This window comes from Paenibacillus sedimenti (genome assembly GCF_014534655.1).
Classification (GTDB): Bacteria; Bacillota; Bacilli; order Paenibacillales; family NBRC-103111; genus Paenibacillus_E; species Paenibacillus_E sedimenti.
In genome coordinates this window covers 67697-87967 of the sequence record NZ_JACVVD010000011.1, presented here as the reverse complement: position 1 = coordinate 87967, position 20271 = coordinate 67697, and the positions used below count along the sequence as shown (strand labels likewise).

Here is a 20271-nt window from a genome sequence, read left to right as displayed (position 1 = left end):
GAATCACTATGTGTCAAGGTCAAGGTCATCATCACCATCACTGGGAGAAACCATCCGTAGATCGGAGCCGCCCGATGCGTATCGGCATCGGAGGACCCGTTGGTTCCGGGAAAACAGCACTCGTTGAGCGCCTTGCGCGAAAGCTTAATAACCGCTACAGCATTGCGGTTATTACGAACGATATCTATACGAAGGAAGATGCCCGAATCCTGATCCGTTCCGAAGCGCTGCCGGAAGATCGCATTATCGGCGTAGAGACCGGCGGATGCCCGCATACTGCGATTCGCGAGGACGCCTCGATGAATTTTGAGGCGATCGAAGAGCTCGAGAAGCGCTTTGCGAATCTCGATATCATTTTCATCGAAAGCGGCGGCGATAATTTGGCTGCGGCCTTCAGCCCCGAACTGGTGGATCGCTTCATCTATATTATCGATGTCGCGCAGGGCGAGAAAATTCCGCGCAAAGGCGGACCCGGCATCATGCGTTCCGATATGCTCGTCATTAACAAGATCGATCTCGCTCCTTTTGTGGGCGCAAGCCTGGAAGTGATGGATGAGGATACGAAGAAGATGCGCGGCGAGCGCCCTTATGTTTTTTCCAACCTGATGGGCGGCATAGGTTTGGACGATATCGTCACATGGGTGGAGCAGGAGTACAGCCATGCCTAACGTGACCGGGGAGATTCATGCGGAGTTTGCGGTACGCAGCGGCTTGACGCAGCTCGTCCGCAAATATCACGCCTCCCCGCTCAAAATCGCCAAAACGTTTCGTTACGAGAACGAAACGGTGCTCCCGGACCGAGACGCCCATAGGGCCGAACAACTGGGCGTCTATATAATGGACTGCTCTCCGGGGCTCATGTCCGGGGATCATTATGAAATCAACGTGCGCCTGCAGGAGGGCGCACGTGTTTATCTAACGAACCAGTCGTTCACGAAGGTTCATCCCTCCTTTCCGGAGGGTGGGAGTACACAGCGGCAAACCATTCATCTCGAGCCGGATGCCATACTTGAATACATGCCCGAACCGCTAATGTTGTATAAGGATGCCCGTTTGGACAATGAGACGGACGTTCATCTTGCACCTGGGTCAACATTGATCCTCTCGGATGTTCTCTGTCCAGGCCGTACGCAGCGGGGAGAAATATTTCAATATGCCAGTTACCGGAATCGAATAAAAGTCTGGTATGGCCAAGAGCTAATTTATTATCAGAATCAGAAGATAGAGCCGACGTCTATGCTGCTAAATGCACCGGGCTGTTGGGAGCGGGAAACGCACCTCGGTAATTTGTATATTTTCTCCGATCGCATAGGGCAGCGGCATTTGGGGGGGATTCTGGAGCAAATGGAGAAGATCGAAGGCATTCATGTACGAGTCGGAGCCAGTTTAACCTACAAGCATGGCTTGATCGTTTCGATGATGGGAGCGCACGCCTGGGAGCTGCAGCATACCATCGCGAAAGCATGGCAAAACATCCGCAGCAGTTTGCTTTCCTTAACACCGTTGACGATTCATAAATAAATGCGGGAACAGGGAGCCTTCGGGCTTCTTTTTCTTTTGCGGCGGTTCCGGATTTACTCTGGAATCGAATGGGACAAGCAGTTTACACGCATACTGGTAGGAGAATCGACAAAATGATGACAACTGGCCCCGCTTCATTGTCAAACGGTGTTCTGGTTGATATGATGAGAATGTTTGAAAGTAGTTTGCTCGGAAGTTCGATATACAGGAGGGCAATGAATGTGGGAAACCAAATAAGCTACGATTCTGCTTCAAATGCTTCGATGCAAGCATCTGAACGATCGGAATCGTTAGAAACCAGCGCGGTTAATGCTCCGGCGGAGCCTGTGACCTTGAAAGATTATTACCGCTTGGTCAAGCCAGGCATTATTTATTCGAATTCAATGACGGCATTCGCCGGCTATTGGGTGGCGGCCCGATGGCAAGTGGATTGGCTGCATCTCCTTTTTACCATGTTAGGAACGGCTCTCATCATGGCAGGGGGAACCGTACTCAATAACTATTTGGACCGTGAGATGGATGCGAAGATGGAGCGTACACAGAACAGAGCGCTACCAAGCGGCAAAATGTCTCCAAATATCGTTCTCTGGTACGGGATTGTTCTCGGTATCATCGGTCTGGGCGTTCTTTATTTCGGAGCTAAATCGCCACTAGCAACTCTGGTTGGACTTATTGGACTGTTCCTATATGTATGGCTATATACTGCCTGGTTCAAAAGAACGTCCGTTTGGAGCACATTCGTCGGTGCTTTTTCAGGCGCTACGCCTCCTGTCATTGGATACTGTGCAGTAAGCGGGACTATTGATCTTGGTGCCATTCTGCTGTTTGCATTTCTGTTTCTGTGGCAGCCTCCTCACTTCTGGGCGCTTGGCATCCGCCGTATGGAAGAATATCGCGCTGCAGGCTTTCCATTGCTTCCGGTTGTAAGAGGTTCTTATGTGACCAAAATAAGCATGGTGCGCTACGTGGTGCTGCTCGTACCGGTTACTGTAATGATGGCGGCATTCGGCTATGTAGGCTATTTCTTCCTGTTTGGCTCTACAATCCTGGGCTTGATTTGGGTCTTTATGAGTGTCAAAGGCTTCAAAGCTACAGGTGAGGCTGAGGTGTTATGGGCTAAACGCATGTTCCTATTCTCCATTGCCTATCTGACATTTTTATCGATCCTTATGGTTATTGATACACCTAATATTTAACCGTAATTGCAAGATCCCATGGTGACATGGGATTTTCTTTTAACTACTCTTATTCATATATTAAAGTGAGGGATTTAATAATGAACACGTTTTTTGCGAAAAACTGGTTTAAGCTCGCAATCGGAGCAGTATTGATCGCCATGATTGCTTCTTTTGCCTATAAACTTTGGTTTACAAATGGAGTACAGGATGAACGCCTAAAGGCAATGAAGCAAGCACCTTCTTTTCAACTGCAGGATTTAGATGGTAAAACGGTCAGTTCCAAGGAAATGGACGGGAAGGTAAGGCTCGTATACTTCTTCTATTCTTTTTGTCCGGATGTATGTATGCCGACCTCATTCTTACTTTCTCAAGTACAGGACTCTTTGAAACAAAAAGGGTTGCTTGGCACGAAGGCCGAAATCGTATCGATTACAGTTGATCCGAAAAGGGATACGCCTGAGGTGCTGAAAGAGTTTGGAAGCCGTTTCGAATCCAAACCGGTTCCGGGGGGATGGACGTTCCTTCGTGGGGATGAAGCCAAGACGCATAAGCTGGCGGAAGAATTCGGGATCATGGTCATCAAGGAGAAGAATGGAGATTTCTCGCATTCCAATGCGATTTTACTAGTGGATTCTAAAGGGATGCTGCGCAATTATTATGATGCGGGCAATCCGGAGTTGGATGCGGATTACATCGTCAAAGATGTAGTTACTTTATCCAAAGGCAAATAAACAGCTGCAACTTAATCAAAAGCAGGGTCTGGATCAGGGTATATGATATACTCTTCCAGCCCTGCTTTTTCTAATTGCTGGATGAGATACTCCTCAGGCGTTCCCTCGACGCCGGCATACCCTCTGCGCGTATAGATTTGTTCGGCATCAGGGAAGGTGTCGCGAAGCAGACCGCGGATCCGTTTGCCGGAAGCGTCGTTGTCCGTAAACAAGTAAACGTATTTGTCTCCGACTTTCTTCTTCAAGTCATGAAGTGTTGTCGAGCTTGGCGTACCGTATGTGCAAAGGATCGTGATATCATCCTGGACAAGTCGTTTCAAGCGGCTTTTGTCGTTTTTCCCTTCAACGATAATAGCTATCGACATAGGAATCCCCCGTTTCGGTACTTTTTTGTAGTATAACCAGTTTTGACGAGTGATCCAAGTGTGAACTGTCAAATGCCCACCAAACCTTGATTCGACGATTTCCCGGGAAATGACAAACAATGACAACGAAAAAAAGGCAGTTCCCAAATGGTCTTTGACAAGACAGAGGGAAGGCCCTGTTTATTACTTCCATAAATGAGAATTCTACAACTCTGATACGTAACTGCGGGGTTAATCCTCACGTCGTGACCGGCACCTTAAATGTCCTTAGCGGGAGCAAAGAGAGCGCCAGCATGAGGATGAAAAAAGCGATGAAGTAAGACGAAATGTGATCGCGCAGCTGCCCGGCCAGCATGGGGCCGAAGAAGGCGCCTACCGAGTATGAAATCGAAAGTATAGAGAAGACCCGGCCATATCGATTGCTGCTGGTGTTGCTGGCTAAAAGGGCAGCGAGAGCAGGGAAAATGACGCCCTTGGCCATTCCGATCAAGAAAAGGGAGATGGCAAGCGGGATCGGCCACTGGATCGCCAAACCGAAGAATATGGCGGCTAGGGACAAACTTCCTGCCACTGTGCGGATGAAAGGAGAAACATGATTTAAGAACCATAAGCTGATGCTGCAAAGCGCTCCGAGACTAACTAGGGTGAAAAACACACCAGATGTCAGGATCGATCCGCGAGATGCCTGCATCAATGGAAGTTCAAAGAACAGGATGCCTTGTGAACAGGAAAGAGCTACAGGAATGAGAAAAAATAACCACGGAATCATAAAATCGCTTTTCACGTTCAATCCTTCGTTCTTTAGGGCATATCCATGGTGATCCGCAACTGTTGATTTATCCCGTGGCTGAGCTGCGATTTTATGCTCTCTGACGCCGAAAATGGCTAGAATACCTGTAATAATTAGGATCCATCCAAGCACGGAGAATGCTGTTGTGAAGCCGATCTTGGCGACCAACAAGGCACCGGCAGCAGGGGAAACGACTGAAGCCAGGGTATGTACGAGTCCATTGCCTGTCATGAGCTTGCTTTGCTCAATCCGATCGCGGGCAATTCGCGCCAGCAGCGATAAGCATGCCGGGGATAGAAAGGCCAACACGAAGCCGCTTATGGAGCGGATGTACAGCAAGTGCCAAGGATCTTGGACACCCGATTGAAAAAGAAGGATAATCCCTGCTACAATCAGGCTGAAGACGATGAAAAATTTGCTGCCGTATTTATCCACGCCATAGCCTGCAAGCAGATTGCCGGGCAGATGCGTGATGGAGTATACGCCCATGATCAAGCCGATAAACGAAGGTGCAGCCCCTAAGGATAGGGCGAATGGGGACAAGATGGGGTATTGCGCGTGCAAATCAAAAAAAGCGACAAACATAAAAAGGTACAACCAGATCGCTGTTCGCATGTTCTCACCGCCTCACTCATTTAGTCTTGTCTATCCTTAGATGTACGCGGCTCGTCCAGTGGATATGCCCTTTGCAAACAAATGACACAATTCCTCTAGTCTAACGTTAAGGAGACATCAAATGGACTCATATGTGATACTTTTGCTGGCAGCTGTCGCTGTATTTCTGGTTTTCCGGCTCCGGCAATCATTTCGAAAAACGCGGGGACAGCTTGATCGAACCGATGAAATCCGGAAAAAGCTGGCCCAATTAAGGAAAAAAAGAGATGAAGAGTAGCAAGCCCCTGTAGTATGATAGGAAAGAACTTTAAGATGAAGTTAAAAAAGTCCACTTTGATAACGAAGTTATTCAAGATGCATATCGACGTCGAATCTTGAACGAACCCGGGAAGTCCGGTACTCACGTAGCAAATCTCTACGCTCCGTTCCTCCTTCTCCGGGTATCGTCCAACCTTCTCGGTTCTGAAGAGCGGATTTTTTTAACCTAATTATTATTTTAGGAGGCGTTTCGCTTGGATCAATGGATTTCTTTTGCTCAAGAGCGTTGGTATTTAATCGTAGCAGCCATTATCGTACTCTTTATCATTGTTGGTATTGTGAAAACGGTTGTAAAATGGATACTGATCGTTGTCATCGTTGGCGCTTTAGTGTTATACGGGGCCAATTATAAGGATAAACTGCAAGATATAGGGGCCAGTGTGGCCACGCAAGTAGGCGAAGAAGTGAAAGAGAAGGCAGTGAGCGCTTTAACTTCAGAGGCGAAGGAAGCTCAGTTCAAAGCGAATCCCGACGGTTCATTCATCATCACGACGAAAAGCTTGAAAGTGGAAGGCAAAGCCGGTACGGATGAAGTGAAAGTAACGTTCCTGGGTAAAACGTTCACGATGAGCGCGAATGCGGCGGTTAACGCTTTTATCGAACAAGCCCAAAAGAATGCCAAGTCTTAAATTTAAATAGGAGTGATGAAACATGACGGATATGACGTGGGCGCAGCTATCATCAATCAACTTCATATCGATCGTGATTGTTCTCACAATCGCGGGTTCCGTCATCCAGGGATTTTTTCGCGGAGGTTCGGGATCGGCAAAGCATCTCATTTCGATGCTGGTGGAAGCTTTCATAGTCATCATCTCCATGTTTCTGGCTTGGAAAGGCGTTCAATTGATCTCGCCTTTGATCCAAACTTGGCTGAAGGGGCAAAATCTGCAGATCCCGACAGGAGAAATCGGAACGCTGAAGCAAATTTACTATACGTCCATGACGAGTATTCGCGATTTTCCGCTATTACGATTCGGCGTTTTGTTTCTCATGGGCTACATGATGATCAAGCAGGTGCTTAATTTGCTGACGGATCCTTGGATTGGGCATTTACTGGCTAGACGGAGTTCCAATCAGCCTGACAGCAAGTCATTCATCAGCTCCGTGACAGGAGGCGTGATTGGTTCGGTTGCCGGCTTTGCACGGGCGTTGATGGTCATCGCCGTACTTTTTATCTATGTGACGTTGTTCCCGCATTCCTTAGTGACTCCTTACATTCAATCTTCAGGGATGTATCAGAAGGGGGCCAAAGAAGTCATATCGCCGTTCACAGGTGATTTTATCGCCGATAAAGCTCCTGTATTTACTCGGGCTGTGGAACAGGAATTCTCGAACATTCTACAGCGCAAATACGAAGTGCTGGATGCCAAAATTCCAGGCAATATTGCAGATGCGGCCAAAGAAGTGACGGCAGACGGGAAGACGGACGAGGAGAAAGCCAAGCTGCTTTATAAGTGGGTCGGTACACGCGTCCAATATGACTGGGACAAAGTGAAGCTGTATGAAGAGCAGCGGATTTGGAAGGAGCAGACGCCGGAAGATACGTTCAACACGCGCAAGGGTGTTTGCATCGATTATTCGAGGCTTTATGCAACGATGGCGAGATCGGCCGGGCTGGATGTGAAGGTCGTGACCGGGCTGGGCTATGACGGCCAAGGCAGTTACGGTCCTCATGCCTGGAATGAGGTGTATTTGAAAGAATCCGAGCGCTGGGTGCCGCTTGACTCCACCTGGGTTGCCAGCGGCGGCAACTGGTTCAATCCGCCTAATTTTGATCAGACGCATATCAAAGAAGCTTGAGCGGAGCAAGCCAGGCATAACAGGAAGCCATTCCCTGCATTTTATGGGGGGAGGGCTTCTTTTTTCTGCCTTAGCATATGTGGTACACTTAGAGTCGGCACACTTTTGCCGATGAAGGAGAACTTATGCGTATACCCATACAGCAGTACGAGATGATTTATTTTGATGCAGGGGATACCTTGCTGACCATTCCTGCCGCACAGACTATCTTAAAGCAATATTTGCAAATGCGTGATGTGGACAGAGACGAAGCTCATATCAGTGAACTTTTTACAGAAGCCTTCCGTCTATTTTATTATGTAAATAAACAGGATTCCTTTGAAGCTTGCACACCGGAGTCAGACCGTGAATTCTGGGTGAACCTATATAAATATGTGCTCCGTAAACTGGGCGTTCATGAAGAATGGAGCGAAGAAGAAATTCACGCTTGCTGTCATGAACTTTATGACATTTATACGGCGCCGGAATATTATGAGCTGTTTGACGATGTCAAAGCGTGTTTGGAGCGATTGCGCGAAATGGGCTTCAGAATGGGAATTGTGAGCAATTTTGCTCCGACGCTCAAGCAAATTCTTTCCAGCAAGGGCATCCTGCATTATTTTGAACCGGTCATCGTGTCGACCGAGGTTGGTTTGGAGAAGCCCGATCCGGCTATATTCAAGCTGGCTTTGGATCTTGCGGGGTTTGCGCCGGAGCGCATACTGTATATCGGCGATCATGAGACGAACGATATTTGGGCGCCGAACCAAGTCGGCATCGATGCGGTACGCATTATTCGTTATTCATACCACACGGGAGAGGGCATACACTCCTTAATGGAATTGTTCGATGCACCTGCCAATGTGTGAGAAAGGATTTGAGAATCGATGAAGTCAGCCATTATGGATGATTCGAAGAAAAATGAAATGATCAAAAAGCGTCATTTTTCGTTCCGGATCAATGCATTTTTCTTTATTACATTTTTGCTCTTTTCCGTTTTGATTGTTCGGCTGGCGATTCTTCAATTCGTTCAAGCCAAGGATTTGAAAGCGGCTGAGAATACGAATACGAACAGAATTACGAAAATTGCTCCGATTCGCGGCAATATTTATGATTCTTCGAAATCGCCGCTTGCCTATACGATTCCTGTTCAATCGTTATTTTTCCGGATCGAGCCGGGACAGCAAAATAAAGATGAAGTCATCAGCCTTGCTCATAAGTTAGCGGAGGTATTCGAGAAACATGGGAAAGAGGATGGCAAAAAGCTGACGCCGGAAGAAATCGTCCTTTCCATGGATTTGGGCTATGACATTAATAAAAATAAAGTCAAAGATCCGAGCTACAACTGGATTCCTCGGCGCATTAAAGCGGACTTATCCAAGGATGAAATTGCGGTATTATTGGAGCATCGCGATGAATTCAAGTGGCTGGAAGTGAATGAGGAGAGCATTCGGACCTATGAAATGGACGATAACGACAACAAGACGACGATTGCTCCTCAGCTAATCGGATATCTCAAATCTTATTCGACCGAGAAAGCCAAAGACATTTACAAAGATAATCCGAACAGTAAGGAATATCTGGATTCGGAAAATGTCGGCTTTGACGGCATTGAGCGGATGTATCAAGATGAATTGCGGGGGAAAAACGGCTCCAAAGATTATCCGGTCAACGCCGCGATGAAAATCATCGGGAGAGCTACGGTGACAGCCCCGATTAAAGGGAATAATCTGTATCTCACAATAAATAAAGATATCCAGAAAACAGCGGAGAAAGCAATCGCGGATCAGCTTGCTTTCCTGCACAGTCCTCAAGCCAGGAACGATATGTACCTCAAGCATGGGGCTAATGCGCAGGCCGGTTATGCTGTCGCAATGGAAGTGGATACCGGTAGAGTAGTGGCGATGGCGAATTACCCGGATTACAATTCCAATGATTGGACCGGCGGTATTTCGCAGGCCACGTTGGACCAGATCGGCTCGTATATTTACAACGGATCGATCACAACGGCCTATCCGAAATATACGGATAAAGAGCGTCCGAAGCATCCTTCTTCCATTGTATTCATGGGATCGACGATCAAACCGTTATCGGTGCTGATCGGTCTGACGGAGAAGTTGTTCACGCCGTATGAAACTTACTATGATTCGGGCTCTTTTACATTCGGTAAGACAACTGCAGCAAGTACGATCCGTAACTCCGACGGTCACGCGTACGGTGCGTTGAATGCTTCAACAGCAATTGAACATTCATCCAACACGTACATGTCGGCCAAAGTCGGCATTCCTTTCTATGCGAAATATGGCGGCGAGAATAAGAATGTGACCCAAAAATGGGCCGAATATTTGGCTAAGTTCGGTCTTGGGGTCAAAACCGGAAGTGGACTGCCGGGTGAAATCGCGGGATCAAACGATTTTATCAAAAACGCCGAGAAAGACAGTTACCAATCTGCGATGGTCTATGCTTCGTGGGGGCAGAACGAAAAAACGACGACGCTTCAGCTTGCTCAATACGCAGCGACGCTTGCCAGTCGCGGTAAGAGAATGAAACCGTTGTTCGTCGATGAAATCAGAAGCTATGAAGGGGAACTTGTGAAAAAGGTGGAACCTGAAGTCATCGAGGATTCCACGAAACTTTTTTCCAAGAACGATTGGAACACGATCATCCACGGGATGAAGAGCGGTGCGGAAGGCATAGAGGAGCTTCCTTACAACGTTGCGCGAAAAACAGGTACATCCACGCAAGCCGTAGCGGGAGGAACGATCGATAATGCCGTGTTCATTGCTTTTGCTCCGGTTGAGAATCCGAAGCTAGCCGTTGCGGTTGTGGTACCAGAGGGTGGTTTTGGCCGCTATGGCGCTTCTCCGATCGCAGCGAAGATCTTCCAAGCTTACGATGCCGCCAATGACGGTATCTTAACGAAGCTAGGCGGCGGCAAAAGGCCGTGGTAAATATGAGGAAGGAGCATGCTGCGGCATGCTCCTTTTTCACGTGGTGCCATATAAAATTGCACCATTCACCCCGGTCAGGCATATGCTGAAGGAAGGGAATGAATTTTCCCTGCACTAAATGTTGCGTGAAGTCAACTTTTGTGCGCAAGGGAAAGGTGGTGGGATCATGAAAAAAAGTCGGCTATCCGCCTCGTTGAAACGACTCATCATTACTTTCATATTCTTATGAAATCGGGCGATCCCGCGCATTCATGCATTTCCTGTATCGACAGCTGGTATGGTATACTAATGTATCGACAGTAGAGCTGATCGATTGATGATGGTGCGGAGGAGTGAATTTTCACCATGTGTGGTATTGCAGGTGTGATGTATTTTGAAGATAGAGAACCGACAGTTGCGATGTTGGAACAAATGACGGATGTCATTGTTCACCGGGGACCGAACGATTCCGGTTTTTGGACAGATAATCGGATTGGACTCGGCTTTCGCAGGTTGTCGATTATCGACATCCAAGAAGGGCATCAGCCTTTGACGAACGAAGACGATTCCGTTTGGATCATTTTTAACGGGGAAATTTATAATTATAAATCACTGCGCGGAATGCTGCAGGAACGCGGGCATCAATTCCGTACGCATAGCGATACAGAGGTCATCGTTCACCTCTATGAGGAGTATGGAGAGGAATGCGTCAAACATTTGCGGGGCATGTTCGGCTTCGTCATTTGGGACAAAAAGAAGAAGCAGCTGTTCGGAGCGAGAGACCATTTCGGCATTAAGCCGTTCTATTATCATGTCACTGACCGGCAATTCCTGTTTGGTTCGGAGATTAAGAGCCTGCTCGCTGCTGACGGCATGAACCGGTTGATTCACACGGACAGCCTGCTCAATTATTTGACGTTTCAATATGTGCCGGAGCCGAATACGATGTTTCACGGCATTCAAAAGCTGCCGCCTGCCCACTATGTAAAGGTGACTTTTGACGGTGAAATGTCCATACATAAGTATTGGGATCCGATGTTTGAGCCGGAAGACCGCCCGTTTGACGAGTACGTGGAGCAAATTCGTGAAACGTTAAAAGATTCCGTGAAGCATCACATGGTGAGCGATGTGGAGCGCGGATGCTTCTTGTCCAGCGGCATCGACTCCACCGCGATTGCGACGCATATGCGAAACATTGAGCCGATCCGGACGTTCTCGGTCGGCTTCGAAGGGCCCAACAACGAAACGCCGATCGCTGCCCAAACGGCGGCCGCGCTGGGCACTGAGCATTACGATAAAATCATCACCCGCGATGACTTCTTTAACACGCTGCCGAATGCGATCTGGCACCAGGACGAGCCTGTCGCCGATCCATCGGCCATTGCTCTCTATCACGTGGCGCAGCTTGCGCGCGAGCACGTGACGGTGGTACTGTCCGGCGAAGGCGCGGACGAGCTGTTCGGCGGCTACCGTATTTACCGCGAGCCGCTGTCGCTCAGCCCGATTGAGCGGCTGCCGCATTCGGTGAAGCGGATGCTGAACCGCTTCGCACGGATGCTGCCTAGCGGCGTGTCCGGGCGTAACTACCTTCTGCGCGGCACGACGCCGCTGGAGGAGCGCTTCATCGGCAACGCCAAAATCTTCACCGAAGATATGAAGGCGGAAGTGCTGCGCCTCGACAGCGAGATGCTGCGCGCGTATAAAAACCCGCTGCAAATCGCAGGTGATTACTACGCGAAAACAAGGCATCTCGACCCGGTCAGCCGGATGCAGTATATCGACATGAACCTCTGGATGCCTGGCGACATTCTGATGAAAGCCGACAAAATGACGATGGCGCACTCTCTTGAGCTTCGCGTGCCTTTCCTCGACAAGGAGCTGTACGAAGTCGCGCGCCGCATTCCGGCGAAGTACCGTATTGCGAACGGCACGACGAAGTACATCTTCCGTAAAGCGATGGAAGGGATCATCCCGGACTTCATTTTGAACCGTCCGAAGCTTGGCTTCCCGGTACCGCTGCGCGAATGGGTGCACGGCCCGATGGGCGACATCCTGCTCGAGCAGATTAAATCGAGCGGCATTGAAGATTATATTAATACCGCGGCTGTCGAGCGCATGCTGCAGAAGCATCGCAGCGGCCAGGGCGATTACGCGCGCCGAATCTGGACGATCTATATTTTTGCCCTATGGCATATGACATATATGGAAGAATTACCTAAGAAGGTACTGGCGGCTTACTAGTAAGGGCTTGTGCAAGCTTTACTAAGATCAGGGACAGGGGATGAAGTCTGTGGGTTCGAACACGAACACGTACAAATTGATTGCGCTGGACATGGATGGGACATTGCTCACGGAGGATAAGGTCATTTCGGCCGAGAATCGCGAAGCGATCGCCGCCGCAATGGAAGCGGGTAAAACCGTGATCATGTCGACGGGACGCGGCGTACAAAGCGCCATGCCTTATGTGAACGAGCTCGGGCTTACAACGCCGATCGTTGCGGTGAATGGCGGCGAGGTATGGGAAGCGCCCGGCAAGCTGCTCAGCCGGCAGCTGCTTGCTGCGGATACGGTGCGCAGCCTTCACGCCATCGCGCAAAAGTACGACGTCTGGTGGTGGGCTTATGCGGTGGAAGGAGTTTTCAACCGCGAGAGCGAGTCGATGGATATCGACGCCAAACATTGGTTGAAATTCGGCTACTACACCGAAAATCTCGAGAAGCTGAAGCAAATTCGGGAAACGGTGGAAAGCTGGGGCACCCTTGAAATTACGAATTCCCACCCGTGCAATATTGAGCTGAATCCGAGCGGAATCAGCAAGGCGAGCGGCATAGAAGCGGTATGCAAGCTTCTGGGCATTTCTATGTCCGAAGTGATTGCGATGGGCGACAGCGAAAATGACATCACGATGATTCGGGCCGCCGGGCTTGGCGTTGCCATGGGCAATGCGCAAGAGGAAGTGAAACGGATCGCAGATATCACAACGGTCACCAATGAGGAACATGGGGTTGCCAAAGTCATTCATGAATATATGTTAAAACCGTAGTATCCATATCCGTTCAATGGAGGGAGCTGCCACAACATGGATGTGTTGGGCTGGATTTTGGTTATCCTATTATTTGTAGTGGGCATGGTTGGCGCCGTTTATCCGGTGCTGCCCGGTGTGCTCGCGATTTACGGAGCGTTTTTCCTCTATGGGTGGATGATCAGCTTTGAACCGTTTGGCGTCTGGTTTTGGCTGATTCAATCGTTAATCGTGCTGATCGTTATCGTGGCCGATTATGCGGTTAGCGCCCTCGGGGTCAAAAAATTCGGAGGCAACAGAGCTTCAGTGATCGGAAGCACGATCGGGTTAATTCTCGGTCCTTTTATAATCCCGGTATTCGGTTTGATTATCGGGCCGTTCTTAGGCGCGGTTATTGGCGAGCTGATTATCGGGACCGAGTTCAAAAAGGCGTTCAGCGTCGGGCTCGGTTCTGTGCTCGGATTTTTTGCCAGCACCGTCGTCAAAATCGTGCTGCAGCTGATCATGATCGCTATTTTCTTCATTTGGGTATTTTAAATTTGAAAAACTTAAGGAGGTGCTCCGCTATGATCCGTGTTACGGTATGGAACGAAAATTTGCACGAACAGACGCACAAAGAAGTTCAAAACATTTATCCCAAAGGGATTCATCAAGCGATCGCCGAGGGTATTGCCGGGTCTGATTTCGAGGTGCGCACTGCAACCCTCGATCAGCCGGAGCACGGTCTGACACAAGAGGTACTTGATCAAACCGATGTGCTGATTTGGTGGGGACATATCGGCCATGATAAGGTCGCGGATGAGATCGTAGACCGCGTACAGCAAAGAGTGTGGCAAGGCATGGGGCTGATTGTGCTTCATTCCGGCCATTTCTCCAAAATTTTCAAGAAATTGATGGGCACCTCCTGCGACCTGAAATGGAGAGAAGCGAATGAAAAGGAGCGCATCTGGGTTGTTGATCCTGCGCATCCGATTGCGGAAGGCTTGGGCCAGTACTTTGAGCTGGAGCATGAAGAGATGTACGGGGAGCATTTTGACATTCCGGCGCCGGATGAACTGATTTTCATCTCCTGGTTTGAAGGCGGGGAAGTATTCCGCAGCGGCGTAACGTATCATCGCGGCAACGGCAAAGTGTTCTATTTCCGCCCTGGGCATGAAACACATCCAACCTACTACAACGAAAATGTGCTCAAAGTCATTTCTAACGGGATCAAATGGGCCGCCCCTGTTCATGGCGAACGCCATTATTACGGCAATCACAAGCCGTTAGAAGAGATTAAAGCGAAATAAGAGAGAGAAGGAACGGACGTTGACGAAAGAAACGAAAGATTCTCTAGTAAAAGGGACGCTCATTCTCACCGTGGCCGCGCTTCTAGCGCGGTTTCTCGGCGTTTTCCAGCGAATTCCGCTGGTCCATCTGCTTCACGAGGAAGGAATGGGCAGTTATTCGATTGCTTTTAACTTATATTCAATTCTGCTGGTGGTCGCAACGGCCGGTATTCCAAGCGCTTTAAGTAAAATGGTTTCTGAAAAATACGCCATCGGCCGGCAAGCGGAAGCAGAACGCATTTATCGCGCCGCGATTTGGTTTGCCGTTGTGGCCGGAGTCGGCATGACGGTCCTGCTTTATGCATTTGCTCCGTTATATGCGGAAACGATTTCGCTTGGCGGTCCGGATGCAACAATGGCAACTAGAGCTATTGCACCGGCCATGCTGATGTTCCCCCTGATTGCCATCATGCGGGGGTATTTTCAAGGCAGACGGAATATGATGCCTAACGGCGTTTCGCAAGTCGTGGAACAAATATTCAGGCTCGTGACATCCATCGCATTGGCCTACTTCTTGCTTGACCTCAGTTTGGGCTGGGGAGTCGCTGGAGCGTCTTTTGGCGGCGTAATGGGCGGAGTGGCGGCGCTCGCGGTCATGCTGTATTATGCGATAAAGCTGAAGCGCAGCGATGCAAGGCCGGTCCAGCGGGGCGTCTCGCAAGCGGCCCAAGATCATCTGGCGACCGCAACAGCTGGCGATTCGACGCCGAAGCTAATAAGCTACAAGGAAATTTATCGTAGCCTTCTTAAGCTTTCGATACCGATCGTTATTTTTTCGGTAACCGTAACGCTTGTTTATGCGATCGATACCTCGATCATTATTCCCCTTCTGGAGGGTACGATCGGCAGGAACGAAGCGTTGGGGCTGGTCGGTATTATGGGGGGACGAGCCCAGTCTTTGGCAGGCATTCCGATCATTCTTGCCATTGCGCTCAGCCAATCCGTCGTCCCGATCATATCGGGAGCTTACTCCCGTAAAGATATGACGCAAGTCGGACATCAGACCACCCGGGTGCTGCAGCTGGCCATTTTATCCGGTCTTCCGGCCGTACTCGTCATCAGCATTGCAGCCCGCCCGCTGGATTTTTTCCTCTTTGGTCATGAAGATACGGCCTATGGGATGAGTCATGGCCCTCATATGATTTCACTGCTTACGTTAAGCGCGATGTTCCAAATCGTCATGCAGACTTCCGGAGCCGTACTCATGGGTATGGGGCGGATGAAACCGTTGATGGTTCATGTGGTCGTAGGCGTTACAGTGAAGCTGGCAGGAAGCTTCCTGCTGGCGCAATGGTTTGGTATTTACGGCATTATCGTTTCCACTGGACTGTGCTTCATCGCCATGTCATGGTTGAACATACGCTCTTTGCGTCAAGAAGTGGATTTCACCATACTTGGACGCCGCTTTACCGGCCTTCTGTTATCGGTAGCGGTTATAGCTATCCTTGGTTTAACGGCAGAATGGCTGACTCACAATTATGTGCAGCCCTTTCAGCTGTACCGTCTGAACGAAGGCATCAATGCCATCCTCGTTTGCTGCTTTACAGCGGCTTTGTATCCGATCATGTTGATGGCGACTCGCGTCGTGACCAAGGACGACGTCAAGAACTTTCCCGCGCCGCTGCAAAAAATCATCGCCAAGGCCGTGCGGCTGACCAAGCGCGCTTAAGAAAGCTGAATCGCCTGCTCGGCCAAAACGGCAAGCTCGATCATGTTTAACGCTGCGCAGGATTCATTCGTCAACTCAAAAGGGGAAGGAACCGCAATCGGGCACATATGAGCAAGCGGCTTCCGGACATCGACAAACCAATCCTCCGGCTCTGCAGGCTCCAGCCTTCGATCAGGCCAAGCCTGTGCCAGCGGTGGACTATACAAGGGTGCTGCCCCTTTCTTCAACACGCAGCCATTCAGCCTCTCCTGATAGCTTGTTTCAGGAGGGGCTTTTCGTATTGCCGCGAATAAGTGCGGCCAGTAATCAGCGCGAGATCCGGTATGAGGACTTGATTCGGCAAAGCGCAACACACCTTGATGTACGGCAGGCACGCCGAAAAGGATGGCATATAAGCTTTTCCCGAATTCGATGCGTTCTCCCAGATCGGCAAAATTTTCGAGAATAAGTCCGGCAAGGCGTGGTGGGGCAGAAGCGCCATGATCCGCTAGAAATGGGAAGCCCACCTGATTTAACTGAAGCCATCCCTGTGTCTTGAATAAAGGGGTACTCAGAACGGATTGTTGATACCAGTTGTTTTGGACAATGCGCTTTTCTATGTAATTTTGTTCATTGATAATCAGTGAAATTGTGAGAGCTGCAGAGTCTTGATGTGTCCAAAAGTCGTTCCAAACCGGCTCCATCCAAGCCGATACACCGAAATGAGGCAGCAAATGAAATAAGTTGCGCTTCCGTTCCTTGCTTTCCCTATACAACAGCAACTGCGGATAAGCATCGTGGAAGATCAAGCCATTGGCTCGCTCCAGAAAAGCAAACATATTCTCCGCCTGTTCATCGCTCAGCAAATGAGGGAGGAGTTCCCCGCGCAGATCGGTCATCGTCCATCCGCCATTACGTGAAACCATATGGGCGAGCAGCGCCCAGTGAAGCTCAGGATGCTCCCGGTATGCAGTCCAATATGCCTTCGTACGTATCACGTTGTTCCGATTCTCACGGTGAGTCGCTTCTTTGAGACGTTTCACGATCTGCTTCTCCTCTGCGGAGAGCTGTGTGCCGGCTGATTCAGCATGCTGCAGCTTAAGTTGCTGTTTCCACCCCTTCTCTAACCGCTGAATCGTCTCGGGAGAAACCGGAATCGTCTCCAACGAATCAGTCTTTTGGGCGGAATCTGTCATAGATGATGCTTCGTATTTCAGCAGGTGCAGTAACGCCTTCGGCAATTGTACGAGTTTGCCTAAAATACGGAGAATGCTCCTTTTTCCCCTATCTGCGGTTCCTCCCATAGGTTATCCTCCTGTTTCTGGACTGGTGCGTAGTACCAGGTATTGTTTGCTCTATCTCTTATAGGTATGTGAAGAAAATCGGCTTATGGCTGCAATCGCGTGCCTAATTGTAGGAATTAGGGCTACAACCACATATGAACATCCAATAAATACCAAGCGAATCGGCATAAAATAGAAGCAATTGGCAGGGTCGAATGTGGGGTGATTCACATCAGAATGAAAAAATGCATAAAACGCTGCTTACGGAAATGTGCCAAAAAAAAGCGAAAGATCATAAAGAAAAAGCTCTACGGAAAAACGTACTTCTTTTACGCTGTTTCCGATGGAGAGAAGAACGTCTATACCGAACAAGACAAAACCCCCGGCTACGGCATTCAGCGCATTCCAAGCCCCAAATCGGTTTCATATGCTCAAGTCTTTGTGAACGGCGTCCTGCAGCCCAAATCGTTATACCGGATCCGGGATGGCTCCATCCGCTTTACTTCGGATGATGTGCCGGAAAAAGGAGTGCCGATCATCGTCCAAAGTATTCGGATCTGCAGGTAAATTAACGAAGGGGGGTGAACGAATGGCAGCTTCACTGATTAAATTGTTTGTTACTGCTACAGCATCGACGCCTGTTGCCACAGGTGGTGTCGTTACGACAACTGTAGACCCGAACGTTACCAGATTCAATGCTACGATTACAGCTGGAATGATCACAACAGACACAACGATACCGGCGGCGAGCTTTTTGGATGATAACGGGGATGCGATTGCGAATTTACCTGCTGTACCTACAGCAGGCTATATCAATGTATATGTCAACGGCCTTTTGCAAGAAGGAGGGCTTTCGACATTAACAACGGCATCGCTGGTTCTTGCAACGACCGCAGCATTAGCCGGTACGCCGGTTGTACTCGAAGTTGTTGATTACTCCACGACCAGCTCCTCGATTACTACAGAACCAACAATATCCGCGCCAACGATTACGGTAACAACTTAACAAGATAACAAAGTGAAAAACCATCTCAACAGTTACACGGTTGGATGGTTTTTCGTGTTTTATTAAAGCTATGATTCATTCTCTTCAAGAGGAGGCGTCACTGTACTTAGACCTGTACCAGGCTTCGGAAGTCGACCCGCGCGATGAAGCGCCTCGCGAAGCAAATACTCGATGTGCCCGTTGACGCTGCGGAACTCGTCCTCGGCCCAGCGCTCCAGCGCCTCGTAGAGTTTCGGATCGAGCCGGAGCGGGAAATTTTTCTTTGGTGCCATAACAAAGATCCTGTTAGTACAGCGTACCGGTATTGATAACCGGACTCGCCGAGCGGTCAGATACAATCGCGACAAGCAGATTGTTGATCATGGCCGCTTTTTTCTCTTCATCCAGCTTTAATCCTTCAGCTTCCAGTTGAGTGATGGCCATCTGAACCATGCCGACAGCGCCTTCAACGATTTTATGGCGGGCCGAAAGGATGGCGGAAGCCTGTTGACGCTGGAGCATGGCGCTGGCAATTTCCGTCGAATAGGCGAGATGCGTCAGCCGTGATTCGATGACCTCAACGCCGGCTACTGCGAGGCGTTCCTGTAACTCCTGGCTGAGCTCTGCTGCGACTTCGTCGGCATTGCCTCGCAGGGAGTAGCCGTCTTCTTCATAGCGGTCATAAGGATATTTGCTGGCAACATGGCGTAAAGCCGTTTCGCTTTGAATCTCTACGAATTTATCATAATTATCGACTTCAAAGAGCGCTTTGTAGGTATCAACAACTTTAAATACGACCACTGAAGCAATCTCTATAGGGTTTCCTTCGATATCATTTACTTTTAATTTCGCACTGTTAAAGTTACGTACGCGAAGCGATATTTTCTTTCTGCTCGAGAAGGGAACAATGAGCCAAAGTCCGCTTTTCCGGATCGTTCCCAAGTAGCTGCCAAAGAAAGTAATGACCGAGGCTTCATTCGGCTGAACCACCGTGATCGTCGATACAAAAATGAATCCAAAGACGACCATAATGATGCCTAATGAGATAATTTGTTGAATAAGCAGGTAAATGCCGATTCCTGCACCTGCAATAAATAAGAGCAATCCTAGAAACCCATTCAGTGACCAAGCTTTCGTTTCTTTCATGTAAGCAGCACCCTTTCCAAGTAACTAAATATTGATTTGATATTTTTATGATATCACTTTTTGCTTTTTATGTAAATATAAACGGAGCACATTAATTTTTCCCGCTCGGTAATCCTTGACACTGATTTTCGGGCATGCTATAAGTTAGTAAATTCCCTTGCTGTGAGGTGCCGGCTATGCGCAAAGTATCGAAAGAACAAGACTTTCAAGAACAAATCTCGCAATCTCAAGTGACCGTGGCTGTTTTCAAGACGACATGGTGCAAAGATTGCCACTATATCGAACCTTTTATGCCGGAAATCGAAAAAGCTTATGCAGACCGTATTACTTTCATTGAATTAGACCGCGATGAAGTGCCGGATCTTTGCGAACAGCTCAATATCCTGGGCATTCCCAGCTTTATTGCTTTTCGCGAAGGCAATGAACTGGTCCGATTCGTCAGCAAGCTTCGCAAAACACGCGAAGAAATTGAGCAGTTTTTGGACAGAGCCGTCGAAGTGGCGGATGCGTTAGCGAAATCTTGAATAGCCTGATCGAGCGGCCCCTCAGGGTCGTTTTTTCGTTAGGCGAAGGACTACTACCAGTTTCGGAGCTTTGTAACATTTGCGAATGGATTTGCCTAACATTTAAAG

At 49.0% G+C, this 20271-nt stretch carries 22 protein-coding genes; 17 read left to right on the top strand and 5 right to left on the bottom strand.

Annotated elements, in window-relative coordinates; genetic code table 11:
- The first annotated feature begins 8 nt into the window (after positions 1-8).
- The 4 genes from ureG (at position 9) to ICC18_RS25345 (ending at position 3430) form a co-directional block, all read left to right on the top strand.
- On the top strand, positions 9-668 hold the full coding sequence (gene ureG, locus ICC18_RS25360; protein WP_188177252.1) for an urease accessory protein UreG: 660 nt from the start codon (positions 9-11) through the stop codon (positions 666-668).
- On the top strand, positions 661-1521 hold the full coding sequence (locus ICC18_RS25355; RefSeq protein WP_188177251.1) for an urease accessory protein UreD: 861 nt from the start codon (positions 661-663) through the stop codon (positions 1519-1521). Before ureG ends, ICC18_RS25355 begins: the two co-directional genes overlap by 8 nt.
- A 263-nt stretch (positions 1522-1784) precedes the next feature.
- Positions 1785-2717 carry a heme o synthase gene (gene cyoE / locus ICC18_RS25350; RefSeq protein WP_188177375.1) on the top strand — a complete coding sequence of 311 codons (933 nt, stop codon included), beginning with the start codon at positions 1785-1787 and terminating at the stop codon, positions 2715-2717.
- Positions 2718-2797: 80 nt separating this feature from the next.
- Positions 2798-3430, top strand: a complete 633-nt coding sequence (locus tag ICC18_RS25345) for an SCO family protein (protein WP_223192853.1) — start codon at positions 2798-2800, stop codon at positions 3428-3430.
- A gap of 11 nt (positions 3431-3441) precedes the next feature.
- Here the strand turns inward: ICC18_RS25345 and ICC18_RS25340 are convergent, their stop codons facing one another.
- On the bottom strand, positions 3442-3795 hold the full coding sequence (locus ICC18_RS25340) for a toprim domain-containing protein (RefSeq protein ID WP_188177250.1): 354 nt from the start codon (positions 3793-3795) through the stop codon (positions 3442-3444).
- Positions 3796-4033: 238 nt separating this feature from the next.
- Positions 4034-5200: an MFS transporter gene (locus tag ICC18_RS25335; RefSeq protein ID WP_188177249.1), complete on the bottom strand. Its 1167-nt coding sequence runs from the start codon at positions 5198-5200 to the stop codon at positions 4034-4036.
- A gap of 121 nt (positions 5201-5321) precedes the next feature.
- On the opposite strand from ICC18_RS25335, the gene ICC18_RS25330 reads away from it, so the two are divergent.
- The 10 genes from ICC18_RS25330 to ICC18_RS25285 all read left to right on the top strand — a co-directional run bounded on the left by ICC18_RS25330 (position 5322) and on the right by ICC18_RS25285 (position 16246).
- Positions 5322-5477 carry a hypothetical protein gene (locus ICC18_RS25330; protein WP_188177248.1) on the top strand — a complete coding sequence of 52 codons (156 nt, stop codon included), beginning with the start codon at positions 5322-5324 and terminating at the stop codon, positions 5475-5477.
- Positions 5478-5712: 235 nt separating this feature from the next.
- Positions 5713-6147 carry a hypothetical protein gene (locus ICC18_RS25325; protein WP_188177247.1) on the top strand — a complete coding sequence of 145 codons (435 nt, stop codon included), beginning with the start codon at positions 5713-5715 and terminating at the stop codon, positions 6145-6147.
- 22 nt (positions 6148-6169) lie between these two features.
- Complete coding sequence (locus ICC18_RS25320; RefSeq protein ID WP_188177246.1) at positions 6170-7318, top strand: transglutaminase domain-containing protein; 1149 nt, start codon at positions 6170-6172, stop codon at positions 7316-7318.
- A 125-nt stretch (positions 7319-7443) separates the two neighbouring features.
- Positions 7444-8166: an HAD-IA family hydrolase gene (locus tag ICC18_RS25315; protein ID WP_188177245.1), complete on the top strand. Its 723-nt coding sequence runs from the start codon at positions 7444-7446 to the stop codon at positions 8164-8166.
- An 18-nt stretch (positions 8167-8184) separates the two neighbouring features.
- Positions 8185-10248, top strand: a complete 2064-nt coding sequence (locus tag ICC18_RS25310) for a peptidoglycan D,D-transpeptidase FtsI family protein (RefSeq protein ID WP_188177244.1) — start codon at positions 8185-8187, stop codon at positions 10246-10248.
- Positions 10249-10593: 345 nt separating this feature from the next.
- Positions 10594-12468: an asparagine synthase (glutamine-hydrolyzing) gene (gene asnB / locus ICC18_RS25305; RefSeq protein WP_188177243.1), complete on the top strand. Its 1875-nt coding sequence runs from the start codon at positions 10594-10596 to the stop codon at positions 12466-12468.
- Between the two features lie 49 nt (positions 12469-12517).
- Entirely contained in the window at positions 12518-13270 is a 753-nt protein-coding gene (locus ICC18_RS25300; protein ID WP_312029607.1) for a Cof-type HAD-IIB family hydrolase, read from the top strand.
- Positions 13271-13306: 36 nt separating this feature from the next.
- Positions 13307-13786, top strand: coding sequence for a DUF456 domain-containing protein (locus ICC18_RS25295; RefSeq protein ID WP_188177241.1), 480 nt, complete (start codon positions 13307-13309; stop codon positions 13784-13786).
- Between the two features lie 29 nt (positions 13787-13815).
- On the top strand, positions 13816-14538 hold the full coding sequence (locus ICC18_RS25290; protein WP_188177240.1) for a ThuA domain-containing protein: 723 nt from the start codon (positions 13816-13818) through the stop codon (positions 14536-14538).
- 19 nt (positions 14539-14557) lie between these two features.
- Positions 14558-16246 (top strand): putative polysaccharide biosynthesis protein, encoded by a 1689-nt coding sequence (locus tag ICC18_RS25285; RefSeq protein WP_188177239.1) that lies wholly within the window; start codon positions 14558-14560, stop codon positions 16244-16246.
- On the opposite strand, the gene ICC18_RS25280 is transcribed toward ICC18_RS25285, so the two are convergent.
- Positions 16243-17529, bottom strand: a complete 1287-nt coding sequence (locus tag ICC18_RS25280; protein ID WP_188177238.1) for a DUF2515 domain-containing protein — start codon at positions 17527-17529, stop codon at positions 16243-16245. The genes ICC18_RS25285 and ICC18_RS25280 overlap by 4 nt on opposite strands.
- A 216-nt stretch (positions 17530-17745) precedes the next feature.
- Here ICC18_RS25280 and ICC18_RS25275 point away from each other — a divergent pair, with 216 nt between their 5' ends.
- Together ICC18_RS25275 and ICC18_RS25270 are read left to right on the top strand one after the other, a co-directional pair.
- Positions 17746-18075, top strand: coding sequence for a DUF4183 domain-containing protein (locus tag ICC18_RS25275; RefSeq protein ID WP_188177237.1), 330 nt, complete (start codon positions 17746-17748; stop codon positions 18073-18075).
- Positions 18076-18097: 22 nt separating this feature from the next.
- On the top strand, positions 18098-18514 hold the full coding sequence (locus tag ICC18_RS25270; protein ID WP_188177236.1) for a DUF4183 domain-containing protein: 417 nt from the start codon (positions 18098-18100) through the stop codon (positions 18512-18514).
- A 68-nt stretch (positions 18515-18582) separates the two neighbouring features.
- Here the strand turns inward: ICC18_RS25270 and ICC18_RS25265 are convergent, their stop codons facing one another.
- Entirely contained in the window at positions 18583-18786 is a 204-nt protein-coding gene (locus ICC18_RS25265; RefSeq protein ID WP_188177235.1) for a type II toxin-antitoxin system antitoxin, read from the bottom strand.
- Between the two features lie 13 nt (positions 18787-18799).
- Positions 18800-19639 (bottom strand): SPFH domain-containing protein, encoded by an 840-nt coding sequence (locus ICC18_RS25260; protein WP_188177234.1) that lies wholly within the window; start codon positions 19637-19639, stop codon positions 18800-18802.
- 176 nt (positions 19640-19815) lie between these two features.
- Between ICC18_RS25260 and ICC18_RS25255 the strand changes: the two genes are divergently transcribed.
- Complete coding sequence (locus tag ICC18_RS25255) at positions 19816-20163, top strand: thioredoxin family protein (RefSeq protein WP_188177233.1); 348 nt, start codon at positions 19816-19818, stop codon at positions 20161-20163.
- The last annotated feature ends 108 nt before the right edge of the window (positions 20164-20271 follow it).